This window comes from Bradyrhizobium sp. USDA 4486 (genome assembly GCF_054057995.1).
This window is the reverse complement of the sequence record NZ_JBSRZV010000001.1, coordinates 302,542-313,454: the sequence shown is the minus strand read 5'-3', so window position 1 is coordinate 313,454 and position 10,913 is coordinate 302,542. Positions and strand designations below refer to the sequence as shown.

The 10,913-nt window shown below is 65.2% G+C and carries 10 protein-coding genes; 7 read left to right on the top strand and 3 right to left on the bottom strand.

Annotated elements, in window-relative coordinates:
• Positions 1–86: 86 nt before the first annotated feature.
• Together ACVWY3_RS01495 and ACVWY3_RS01490 are read right to left on the bottom strand one after the other, a co-directional pair.
• A complete protein-coding gene (locus tag ACVWY3_RS01495) occupies positions 87–2,555 on the bottom strand; it encodes a TonB-dependent receptor (protein WP_456836872.1) in 2,469 nt (822 codons plus the stop codon).
• A gap of 152 nt (positions 2,556–2,707) precedes the next feature.
• Positions 2,708–4,060, bottom strand: coding sequence for a histidine kinase (locus tag ACVWY3_RS01490; protein WP_456836871.1), 1,353 nt, complete (start codon positions 4,058–4,060; stop codon positions 2,708–2,710).
• 192 nt (positions 4,061–4,252) lie between these two features.
• Between ACVWY3_RS01490 and ACVWY3_RS01485 the strand changes: the two genes are divergently transcribed.
• Both ACVWY3_RS01485 and fghA read left to right on the top strand, forming a co-directional pair.
• The gene (locus ACVWY3_RS01485) at positions 4,253–4,873 is read left to right on the top strand and encodes a response regulator transcription factor (protein ID WP_235544800.1); all 621 of its coding nucleotides are present in this window, start codon (positions 4,253–4,255) and stop codon (positions 4,871–4,873) included.
• Positions 4,874–4,943: 70 nt separating this feature from the next.
• On the top strand, positions 4,944–5,789 hold the full coding sequence (fghA, locus tag ACVWY3_RS01480) for an S-formylglutathione hydrolase (protein WP_456836870.1): 846 nt from the start codon (positions 4,944–4,946) through the stop codon (positions 5,787–5,789).
• A 51-nt stretch (positions 5,790–5,840) separates the two neighbouring features.
• On the opposite strand, the gene ACVWY3_RS01475 is transcribed toward fghA, so the two are convergent.
• On the bottom strand, positions 5,841–6,410 hold the full coding sequence (locus ACVWY3_RS01475) for a DUF3280 domain-containing protein (protein ID WP_456836869.1): 570 nt from the start codon (positions 6,408–6,410) through the stop codon (positions 5,841–5,843).
• Positions 6,411–6,469: 59 nt separating this feature from the next.
• Here ACVWY3_RS01475 and ACVWY3_RS01470 point away from each other — a divergent pair, with 59 nt between their 5' ends.
• The 5 genes from ACVWY3_RS01470 to ACVWY3_RS01450 are packed head-to-tail and all read left to right on the top strand — an operon-like array spanning position 6,470 to position 10,887.
• Complete coding sequence (locus tag ACVWY3_RS01470; RefSeq protein ID WP_456836868.1) at positions 6,470–7,651, top strand: ABC transporter substrate-binding protein; 1,182 nt, start codon at positions 6,470–6,472, stop codon at positions 7,649–7,651.
• A gap of 8 nt (positions 7,652–7,659) precedes the next feature.
• Positions 7,660–8,628 carry a YVTN family beta-propeller repeat protein gene (locus ACVWY3_RS01465; protein WP_456843259.1) on the top strand — a complete coding sequence of 323 codons (969 nt, stop codon included), beginning with the start codon at positions 7,660–7,662 and terminating at the stop codon, positions 8,626–8,628.
• Entirely contained in the window at positions 8,625–9,431 is an 807-nt protein-coding gene (locus tag ACVWY3_RS01460) for an ABC transporter ATP-binding protein (protein ID WP_456836867.1), read from the top strand. The genes ACVWY3_RS01465 and ACVWY3_RS01460 overlap by 4 nt, the downstream gene beginning before the upstream one ends.
• Positions 9,428–10,276: an ABC transporter permease gene (locus ACVWY3_RS01455; RefSeq protein WP_456836866.1), complete on the top strand. Its 849-nt coding sequence runs from the start codon at positions 9,428–9,430 to the stop codon at positions 10,274–10,276. The genes ACVWY3_RS01460 and ACVWY3_RS01455 overlap by 4 nt, the downstream gene beginning before the upstream one ends.
• Entirely contained in the window at positions 10,273–10,887 is a 615-nt protein-coding gene (locus tag ACVWY3_RS01450) for a hypothetical protein (RefSeq protein ID WP_456836865.1), read from the top strand. The genes ACVWY3_RS01455 and ACVWY3_RS01450 overlap by 4 nt, the downstream gene beginning before the upstream one ends.
• Positions 10,888–10,913: the final 26 nt, after the last annotated feature.

Sequence of the window (10,913 nt, the reverse complement as noted above, 5' to 3'; positions counted from 1 at the left end):
GGTGCCGGCGTTCTGGGACTACTGAGAGAGCGGGTTGGACCCGGATCGAACCAGGGCGCGTTTGCGCGTCCTGATTCAGCACGTGGTCAGAACGTCACGCGCATGCCCGCATAGAACGCGCGCGGCCTTGCCGGGCTCAGCGAGCGCGGATCGGTGAACTCTGCGCCGCCATTGGTGAAGTTGGGCACGGCTTCGCGATCGAAGAACCGGCCGTAGGTGGCGTAACGCTTGTCGAAGACGTTGTCGATGCGACCGTAGAGCTGGACGTTCTTCGTCACCTGGTAGGAGGTGTGGAGATTGAACACGGTGTAGGATGGCAGCTTCGCATACTGGTTGGACTCGTCGCCGACCAGATACTGGCTGGAGACGAACAGCGCGTTGCCGCCGACTTTCCAGACGTCGGTGACGTTATAGTCGACACCGACCTTGACCAGATGGCGGGGAATCGCCGGAAGCTGGTTGCCGGGCAGGACCTGAATGGTCTTGGTCACGGGATCCCTGAACGGGCTTTCGGAGCCGAGCTCGAACGCATCGAGATAGCGTGCGTCGACGAACGCGTAGCTCGCCTGGAATTGCAACGTTGGCGATTTGATATCGACCTCCGCCTCCAGCCCCTGGCGCCTGGTACGGCCGACATTGGTGAAAAAGCCGAACCCGGTGCGTCCCACCGCGGGAACGGCGACGATGTCGTCATGATTGATGACGCGGAAGGCACCGACCTTCCATCCAAGCGAGCCGATGTTCAGCTCCTTGGTGCCGCGGAAGCCGGCCTCCACGGTCTTGGACACCACCTGCTTCAGCGGCGGGTCCGAAACCAGAAACGCCGCGAGCAGGCAGGGCCTGACCGGGTCGGCGCAGCCGAGCTCGAGCGGCGTCGGCACGCGGTTGGCCTCGGAATAGCCGGCATAGGCGGTCAGCTCCGGATTGATCTTGTAGGTGCCGCCGATCACCGGATTGAAGCGCATGAAAGTGTGGTGGCCGTTGAGATCGGTGCCGAGCTGATCTTCCAGCGAAATGCGCGCGACGTTGAAGCGGCCGCCACCCGTGATAGCGAAGGCATCGGTGACGTTGAACGTATCCATCGCGTAGAGGCCATTATATTGATTGACGGTCCGCAGCGAGACGGGACCGGCGACGGTATCAGGCACGCCGGTCGGGCCCAGGAACAGGCCGCTGCCGCTGACGACATAGTTCTCCCCGATCGTGCCGATCTCGGCGGTGGCGTTGTAGCGCGTGACGCTCGCATCATAGCTCGCGCCCATCACGAAGCGGTTGTCGCGCCCGAGCAGTTGGTCGGTGTTGGTGGCCTGCCCCGAGACGCCGAAAGTGGTCGAGCGGATCGAACTACGGTCGATCTCGCCCAGGATCGTTCCCGGCGCGAAAGGATTGGCAAGCTGCACGCCGTTGATGCCGTTCGCCGGGGTCGTATCGTCGCCGAAGCACAATAGCCCGGCGACCGCACATTCCTGCACGTCGGTCGGATTGCCGTCGACGAGCTTCTGCTCGTACCTGCGCACATGCGCGGTGCCTTCGAGCGTCCAGGTCGGCGTCGCATCGACCTTGCCGGTCAGGTTGAGATAGCCGACGCGGTTCGACGTGGTCTGCGGCGTGGTGTAGGTCGCGCCCCAATATTTATCGAGCAGCTCGGCGGGAACGGTGGCGCTGGCGCCGAAATCGTTCTTGGCGATGCCCATATTGGCGTGGAATTCGCTGTCGCCGGCCTTGTAGCCGACATCGCCGTAGAAGCGCCGCACGTCCGATTTGGAGAAATTGCGGAAGCCGTTGTCGTGCAGGCCTTCGAGCGCGGCATAGACGCCGTAGTTCTTGTCGACGGTCTTACCCCATTGCGCCGAGCCCTGGATGCGGCCGAACGAGCCGCCCATGACGTCGAGCTCGGCGCCCTGATAGGTGAAGCCGTCCTTCATTTGCAAATTGATGGCGCCGCCGAGCGCATTGAGGCCGAAGGCGGGATTGTTGGTGACGAGCGTCATCGACCTAATCGCGGTGGTCGGGATCAGGTCCCAGTTGACTGCGTCCGAGAAGGCCTCGTTGATGCGCACGCCGTTCTGGTACACGGCGAGGCCCTGCGGCGTGCCCGTCACCGGCGAGGCAACGAAGCCGCGAAACTCGACCTCCGGCTGAAACGGATTGCCGGTGACTTCGCTGGTGTTGACGCCGGCGATGTTTTCGCGGAGCGCGTCGGTGACGTTCAGCGACCCGGTGCGCCTGATCTGGTTCGCATCGACCGCATTGATCGCCGACGGGACCTTGTCGACATCGAGACCTCTGCCCGTGCCCGGCGACGTCGGGTAGACGTAGATGCGCGTCTTGGGACGCGTGGACGACGATGCTCCCGCCACGCGCGTGACCGGGCGCGATGGCGCGGTGCGCCTCGGTGTTGACGGCGGCGCCGTCACCTCGACCGCCGGAAGGTTCTGGACATTGGTCTCCTCCTCGTCCGGCGCGGCGCCGGCCTGGCTCGCGAACACCAGCCCCAGCCCGCTCGAAACCGCGGCCATCAACCAACGACGCTTGAACCAAAGACGATTGCCCATCCCAGCCTTCCGATCCCCGACCCCGGCTGTTTTGATTTTCGCCGTTTGGTCGGGACGAGTGTAGTCGGCGGGAGCCCGCGCACCAGCCACAAAAGGTCGGGCACTATCCGCACCCGTTTTCCCGACCAGATCGGGAATTTTTCCCGACGTGATCAGGACGCCGCCGTCGGAACCAGCGCCTCGACGGTCAAACCGCCATCGCCGGAGATGACGTTGAGCGTGCCACCGAGCGCCAGGATCCGCTCGCGCATGCCGACGAGGCCGAAGCCGAGCTTCTGGCCCGGCTCCATGCCACGGCCATTGTCGCTGACCCGCACGCGCGCGCAGGAGCGGCCGCCGGCCTGGTCGACCGGCTCGATCACGACGTTGACCGAGGTCGCGCCGGCATGGCGGAACACGTTGGTGAGCGCCTCCTGCACGATGCGGTAGATGGTGAGATCGGCGGTCTCGCCGGTCGGCCCCAGCGCCGGCGAGATGGACGTCTCGATCGCGACATCGGGATGCGACTCGCGCCACAGCCGCGACAGCGATTCCAGCGCCTGGCGCAGGCCGAGCTCGGCAAGGCCGACGGGGCGGAGCCGCTCCAGCACGCGGCGGTTGAATTGCTGGAGCGCGTTGATCTGTTCCATCATCGCGCTGCCGTGCTTTCGTACGGCTTCCGCGCTCGGCGCGCGCCCGTCCGCCTGCTTCGCCAGCGCGCTGGCATGCGCCCGCAGCGAGAACAGATAGGGCCCGAACTCATCGTGCAACTCGCGCGCGATCTCCTTGCGCTCGATGTCCTGGAGCGACACCGCGCGCTCGGCAAGGCGCCGCTTGTCTTCGACGGCCTCGCCGAGCGTTGCGGCGAGATGATTGAGCTTGGTGCAGATCGCGGCCAGCTCCGGCGCGCCGCCCGGCGCGACGCGCGCCTCGTAGCGCCCGCCTTCGAGCTCCGCCATCACGTCCGCCAGGGATTGAAGCGGGGTGAGCGCACGGCCGACCACGGTCATCATCAGGAAAAACAGCGCAAGCGCGATCACCGAGCCGACCTCGAGCTGAGTCACGATGCTGTCCCAGATCTCGGCGATCTCGTCGTCGGGATGCGAGGTGATCAGGAGAGAGCCGGGCTTGCCTCGGACCGAGACGGGCACACTGACCGCGGTCTGCTCGGGGTGGACGAGACTCACGAACCAGGCGGGCGGCCCACGCGTGTCGTCGTCGGAATCGGGACGCGGTGCCGTCAGCGGGCTCCCGCTGGAATCCATGAGGGCGATGCTAACATGGCGGAGCCGGCTGAGGTCGCGCGCGATCTGGGTGAGCCTGGCATCCGGATCGGGCGCCTCGTTGAGATTAGCAACGATCATCTCGATGAACTCGCGCGCAAGCCGGATCACGCTCTGGTCCTCGGCCTGCACGCGGGGACCCGCCTCCGCAACCTGCCGGCCGATATTGACGGCGAGCCCCAGCGCCAACAGCAGCGCCAGCAGCAGGTTGATGCGCGCACGCAACGATAGATTTTGCCACATTGATGCCGCCCGTGCCTCGCGAAGCTTGCCCGCACCTGTCCGATGACGTTGACAGGGGCGAAGCGCCCGATATCTAATCGAAAGCGTACAGCAATCCCGGCCGGGTTGCATGAGGCGAACATCGGACGCGCGCGCTCATGTTCGGTGTCATGCGGCGCGACAACAGGCCGGCGCTGTCACGGGGAAACGCCTATGCGCATTCTGATCGTCGACGATCATCCCATTGTCGCCTCCGGCTGCCGCGCCGTGCTGGCCGACGAGGGCGAGATCGAAATCCTCGAGGCCGCCGACGCCGAGGACGGCGAAAGCGTCTTCATCGTCGAGCGCCCCGACCTCTCGATCATCGACATCAACCTGCCGACCGTTTCCGGCTTCGAGCTCGCGCGCCGCATCCTCGAGCGCGCGCCCGAGGCGCGCATCATCATGTTCAGCATGAACGACGACCCCGCGTTTGCCGCGCGCGCGATCGAATGCGGCGCCAAGGGCTACGTCTCCAAGACCGGCGACCCCGACGATCTCGTCGAGGCGATCCGCGCCGTCGGCAGCGGCGGCACTTACCTGCCCACGGCGATCGCGCGCAGCATCGCGTTTGCGGGACCGGCGCTGGCGCAAAGCCCACTGTCGAAGCTGAACGCGCGCGAGATGGAGATCCTGCGGCTGCTCAGCGCCGGCAAGAGCCTGTCCGAGATCGCTTGGCTGGTGCAGTCGTCCTACAAGACTGTGGCCAACACCTCCTCGATCATGCGACAGAAGCTCGGCGTGAAGACTTCGGTCGAGCTGGTGCGGCTGGCCATCGACAGCGGCGTCGCCTGACGGCACGTAGCGCCGCAAGTCACACAAGCGTTGCAATGTTGATGTGGATAGATGCCACGGAGCTTAGGGCATGACCGTTCAGACTGTCTCGACCAACAAATCCTATGGCGGCGTGCAGGGCGTGTATCGCCATGCGAGTCAGGCGACCGGAACCGACATGGTGTTCTCGGTCTATGTTCCCCCGCATGCCGACGGCGCCAAGCTCCCCGTGGTCTGGTATCTCTCCGGCCTCACCTGCACGCATGCCAACGTCACCGAGAAGGGCGAATTCCGCAAGGCCTGCGCCGAGCTCGGCCTGATCTTCGTCGCGCCTGACACGAGCCCGCGCGGACCCGACGTGCCCGGCGATGCCAACAACGCCTATGATTTCGGCCTCGGCGCCGGCTTCTATGTCGATGCGACGCAGGAGCCGTTCGCGCGCAATTATCGCATGTGGAGCTACGTCACCGACGAGCTGCCAAATGTCGTGGCGGGAAATTTTCCCGTCGATGCCAAGCGGCAATCGGTGATGGGCCATTCGATGGGCGGCCACGGCGCGCTGACCGTCGCGCTGCGCAACCCGCATCGCTACCGCGCGGCGAGCGCGTTTGCACCGATCGTGGCGCCCTCCCAGGTGCCCTGGGGCATCAAGGCGCTGACCGGCTATCTCGGCCCCAACAAGGATGCCTGGCGCAACAACGACACGGTGGCGCTGATCGAGGACGGCGCCAAGTTCTCGAGCTTCCTGGTCGATGTCGGCGAGGCCGATAATTTCCTGAAAGAGCAGCTCAAGCCCGAGCTGCTGGAGGCCGCCTGCGCCAAGGCCAACATCCCGCTGACGCTGCGGCGCCAGGCAGGTTATGACCACAGCTATTATTTCATCTCGACCTTCATGGGCGATCATCTGCATTGGCATGCGGAGCGGCTGATGGGGTGATTTTGCTCTCTCCTCCCCCTCTCCCCCTGTTTACGGGGAGAGGGGAGGACCTCACGGCTTGCCGTAATTCGGCGCGAGCAGGCGGTTGCGGATGAGATAGCTCATCGTGCGCGACCAGGATTCGTCGGTGTTGCCGCGCATGTCGGCGCTGGCCGCCGTGATCATGTTGCCGGTCTTCACGTCGCGCAGATAGATATTCAGATTGATGATCAGGTTCGAGACCTTCTGCACCATGCCGGTGATCTCGAGCTCGGCGCCGAGCTGCCCGGCAAGCTTGAGGTCGCAGCCGCCGCAGGCCTGCAGATTGGCATGGCGGGCGGCGTCCCTGACCGGCGCGATGTCGAGCACCTGGAACTTGCCTGACTCCGCCAATTCCCTGCGCAGCTGCTCGCTGATGCGTAGCAGCCTCGCCTCTTCCGGCTTGGAGCCGTAGAACTCGCCGGGCAGGCTGGTGTCGATCAGCTCGAAATCGAACACCGCGAGCTTCGGCGGCTCGGCAAACGCGACCGAGCGGGTCCACAGCAAAGCCGCCAAACATATCAGCGCTCGCATGATCGTGATTCCGCCTCCACGGCTTGCGACGACGAAATGCGGGGTTGCATGCCCTGACAAATCGGTCATGCTTCAGCAGAGACAATTCTCCACCGACGGTCAAGCCGGGGAGAACGTTTGGAGGAAACATGATCCGATGGTTGGTCGGCCTGATCGGCTTAGGTCTTGCCGCGACGAGCGCGCTCGCGGCCGACCCTGTCACGATCGGCGTCGGCTATCTCGGTGTCGCCGGTACCAGATCGACGCTGTCGCTGGTCGAGCAGCCCGCCGAGAATGACGGCGTCGCCGGCGCGCGCCTTGCCATCGAGGACAACAACACCACGGGAAAATTCACGGGCCAGCGTTTTGCGCTGGAGGAGCGCCGTATCAAGGAGGGTGAGAATGCGGTGCAGGCCGCGACCGACCTCGCCGCGCGCAACGGCTTCATCATCGCCGATCTTCCGGCCGACGCGCTGCTGAAAGTCTCGGACGCGCTGCGCGAGCGCGGCACGCTGCTGTTCAACGCCGGCGCGATCGACGAGCGGCTGCGCGAGGCCGATTGCCGCCCCAATGTCATCCATACCGCGCCGACGCGCGCGATGCTGGCCGATGCGCTGGGTCAGTATCTGGTGTGGAAGAAGTGGTCGCGCTGGCTACTGGTGGTCGGCTCGCACGACGAGGACAAGCTGTTCGCGGATGCGCTCCGGCGCACTGCGGCGCGGTTCGGTGCCAAGATCGTGCAGGAGCGCACCTTCGAGGACAAGGGCGGCGCACGGCGCACCGACAGCGGCGTGACGCTGATCCAGCGGCAGATGCCGGTGTTCACACAGCAGGCGCCGGCCTATGACGTGCTGGTCGCCGCCGACGAGAGCGAGGTGTTCGGCGCCTACCTGCCCTATCGCACCTGGGATCCGCGCCCCGTCGCGGGCTCGGCCGGCCTCGTGCCGCGCAGCTGGGACGCAGCGCAGGACCAATGGGGCGCGATCCAGATGCAGAGCCGATTCATGAAGCTGAATGCGCGGCGCATGACCCCGCTCGACATGCAGGCCTGGACCGCGGTGCGCATGATCGGCGAAGCCACCTCACGCACCAATTCCGGCGACGTCAAGAAAGTCACCGATTTCATCAAGGGCCCGGATTTCTCCGTCGCCGCCTTCAAGGGCACGCGGCTCACCTTGCGCGACTGGAACCTGCAGCTGCGTCAGCCGATCCTGCTGGTCGACGGCCGCATGGTGGTGTCGGTGTCGCCGCAGGAAGGTTTCCTGCACCAGGTCTCCGAGCTCGACACGCTCGGCTATGATCGCCCGGAAAGCAAATGCAAGCTGAAGTGAGGACGCAGATGTTGCGCATGTGGCGGATTGGGCTTCTCTCCGGACTAGCGCTCGCCGCCGCACCCGCGCATGCCTTCATCGCCTATGTCTCCAACGAGAAGAGCAACACGGTCTCGGTGATCGACACCGACAGCTGGACAGTGACCAAGACCATCAAGGTCGGCCAGCGCCCGCGCGGCATCGAGTTCACGCGCGACGGCAAGTTCGTGATGGTCGCGGTCGGCGACGACGACACCATCCAGGTGATCGACGCCAAGACGCAAACCGTGGTCGACAGCCTGCCCTCCGGCCCAGACCCCGAGCTGTTCGCCCAGGATGCCGCGGGAAAGATCCTCTACGTCGCCAACGAGAACGACAATACGGTGACCGTGATCGACCTCGAGAAGCGCGCGCGGCTCGGCGACATCCAGGTCGGCGTCGAGCCCGAGGGCATGACCATCAGCCCCGACGGCAAGACGCTGATCAACACGTCCGAAACCACCAACATGGCGCATTTCATCGACACCAGCTCGCGGCAGATCGTGGCCAACGTGCTGGTCGACGCCCGGCCGCGCTTTGCCGAATTCAAGCATGACAGTTCGGAAGTGTGGGTGTCCTCGGAGATCGGCGGCACCGTGTCGGTGATCGATCCGAAAAAACACGAGGTGGTCGGCAAGGTCTCGTTCGACATCCCCGGCTTGCGGAAGGAAGCGATCCAGCCGGTCGGCATCGGCATGACCAGGGACGACAAGACCGCCTTCGTCGCGCTCGGTCCCGCCAACCGAATCGCCGTGGTCGATGTGGCCTCGCGCAAGGTGACTAAATATCTCTTGGTCGGGCAGCGCGTCTGGCACATGGCATTCACGCCGGATGAGAAATATCTGCTCACCACCAACGGCGTATCGAACGATGTCTCGGTCATCGACGTTGCCGCGCAAAAGGTGATCAAGACCATTCAGGTGGGCGAACTGCCCTGGGGCATCACGATCGCGCCATGACCAGCCCTGCTCCCATCGTCGATCCGCGCGAGACACTGAGGCCCGATCCGGCCACGGTGGCGGCGCTGGCGATCGACGGCGTCTGCCATGCCTACGGCCCGCGCCGGGCGCTGATGGACGTGTCCTTCAACGTGCAGCCCGCAAGCTTAACCGCACTGCTCGGGCTCAACGGCGCGGGCAAGAGCACGCTGTTTTCGCTCATCACGCGCCTGTTCGGCATCCAGACCGGCCGCGTCTCCATCTTCGGGCACGACATCAGCAAGAGCCCGGGCGAGGCGTTGCGGCTGCTTGGGGTCGTGTTCCAGCCGCGCACGCTCGATCTCGACCTGTCACTGACGCAGAACCTGCTCTATCACGCCGCGCTGCACGGCATCAGCCGCCGCGAGGCCGCCACACGCAGCGCCGACCTGCTCGGCCGCATCGGACTTGCGGACCGCGCGGCAAGCAAGGTGCGCGATCTCTCGGGCGGACAGATGCGGCGGCTGGAGATCGCCCGCGCGCTGCTGCACCGGCCGCGTCTCCTCCTGCTCGACGAGCCGACCGTCGGCTTGGACGTCAAGGCGCGCGCCGACATCATCAGCCATGTCCGCCAGCTCGTGACCGAGCAAGGCATCGGCGTGCTCTGGGCGACGCACCTGTTCGACGAGATCATGCCCGGTGACGATCTCGTGGTGCTGCACCAGGGCAAGGTGCTGGCGCAGGGCCCAATGGGCCGCGTCGTCGCGGAAGCCGGCGCGCAGGACGTCAACACCGCCTTCATGCGCCTGACCGGCGCACAAGTGATGCCGGGAGGCGGCGCATGAGCAGCATCACGACGCGGGATGCACCGCGCGGCTTCTCGGCCTCCGAGTACATCACCTGCCTCACCGGTATCGTCTGGCGCGAGGGATTGCGCTTCCTGCATCAGCGCGAGCGCTTCGTTTCGGCGCTGGTGCGACCGCTGGTCTGGCTGTTCATCTTCGCCGCCGGCTTCCGCCAGGTGCTCGGCATCTCCATCATCCCGCCCTACGAGACCTATATCCTCTACGAGGTCTATATCGCGCCGGGGCTGATGGCGATGATCCAGCTCTTCAACGGCATGCAGTCCTCGCTGTCGATGGTCTACGACCGCGAGATGGGCAACATGCGCACGCTGCTGGTGAGCCCGCTGCCGCGTGGCTTCCTGTTGTTCTGCAAGCTGCTGGCGGGCACCGCGGTGTCGTTGCTCCAGGTCTATGCATTCCTTTTGATCGCCTGGTTCTGGGACATCACCCCGCCGCCGTCGGGCTATCTCACCGTGCTGCCGGCGCTGGTCCTGTCCGGATTGATGCTGGGCTCGCTCGGCATGCTGATCTCGTCCGGCATCAAGCAGCTCGAAAACTTTGCCGGCGTCATGAACTTCGTGATCTTTCCGATGTTCTTTGCCTCGTCGGCGCTCTATCCACTGTGGCGGGTGCAGGAGGGCAGCCCCTATCTGTATTATGTCTGCGAGGCCAATCCGTTCACCCATGCGGTCGAGTTGATACGCTTTGCACTCTACGGTCAGATCAACTGGATCTCGCTCGCGGTGGTCGCCGGCTGCACAATCGTCTTCGTGATCGGCGCGATTTTGGCCTATGATCCCTCGCGCGGGCTGGCGCGGCGTGGGCCGGCGGGAGGCGAAGGATGAAGGTTCGGGGTCTGGCGACGGCTGTTCTGGCGTTCGCGCTGTCGGCCACGGCGGCGCGGGCGGCCGATCCGCGCTATCCGGACTGGCCCTGCACGCAGGCCAAAGTGCCGGAGATCTCGCTGGCCGCGGTATGGGCCGGTCCGCCGCTCGACGATGTTCAGAACAAGTGGAAGGACGACGCCAAAGTCAGCGCGCTGGTCTCAAAGCTGTCGGCGCGCAAGACGCCGCTGGACGAGGCCGAGAAGTCGGTGAAGGAGTTCCTCGCCGGCTCCGCCGCCGACAAGATCGCGAACGCAAAGCTGCTGTTCGCCGGCCTGTTCGACACGCTCAATGCCCAGCGCGCCCAGGTTATGAGCGGGCTCGAACGCGTCAGCCGCAAGCAGCGCGAGGCCGCTGACAAGATCCGCGACGAGACGCTTCAGCTCCAAGCGCTCCAGGGCGCAACGCCGCGCGACGACGCCAAGATCGAGGCGCTCAGCAACGAGCTGGTCTGGAAGACGCGCATTTTCGAGGATCGTCACAAGGTGGTACGCTTCGTCTGCGAGGTTCCCACCACGATCGACCAGCGTCTGTTCGCGCTCGGGCGCGTGATCCAGCAGGAGATCGAATAGCGTCAGCCACGCTGACGGCTCATGAA

What these genes read in the sequence shown, in the direction of transcription:
- ACVWY3_RS01495 (WP_456836872.1), bottom strand. Translation starts at nt 2,555, where the DNA reads ATGGGCAATCGTCTTTGGTTCAAGCGTCGTTGGTTGATGGCCGCGGTT.
- ACVWY3_RS01490 (WP_456836871.1), bottom strand. Translation starts at nt 4,060, where the DNA reads ATGTGGCAAAATCTATCGTTGCGTGCGCGCATCAACCTGCTGCTGGCG.
- ACVWY3_RS01485 (WP_235544800.1), top strand. Translation starts at nt 4,253, where the DNA reads ATGCGCATTCTGATCGTCGACGATCATCCCATTGTCGCCTCCGGCTGC.
- fghA (WP_456836870.1), top strand. Translation starts at nt 4,944, where the DNA reads ATGACCGTTCAGACTGTCTCGACCAACAAATCCTATGGCGGCGTGCAG.
- ACVWY3_RS01475 (WP_456836869.1), bottom strand. Translation starts at nt 6,410, where the DNA reads ATGACCGATTTGTCAGGGCATGCAACCCCGCATTTCGTCGTCGCAAGC.
- ACVWY3_RS01470 (WP_456836868.1), top strand. Translation starts at nt 6,470, where the DNA reads ATGATCCGATGGTTGGTCGGCCTGATCGGCTTAGGTCTTGCCGCGACG.
- ACVWY3_RS01465 (WP_456843259.1), top strand. Translation starts at nt 7,660, where the DNA reads ATGTTGCGCATGTGGCGGATTGGGCTTCTCTCCGGACTAGCGCTCGCC.
- ACVWY3_RS01460 (WP_456836867.1), top strand. Translation starts at nt 8,625, where the DNA reads ATGACCAGCCCTGCTCCCATCGTCGATCCGCGCGAGACACTGAGGCCC.
- ACVWY3_RS01455 (WP_456836866.1), top strand. Translation starts at nt 9,428, where the DNA reads ATGAGCAGCATCACGACGCGGGATGCACCGCGCGGCTTCTCGGCCTCC.
- ACVWY3_RS01450 (WP_456836865.1), top strand. Translation starts at nt 10,273, where the DNA reads ATGAAGGTTCGGGGTCTGGCGACGGCTGTTCTGGCGTTCGCGCTGTCG.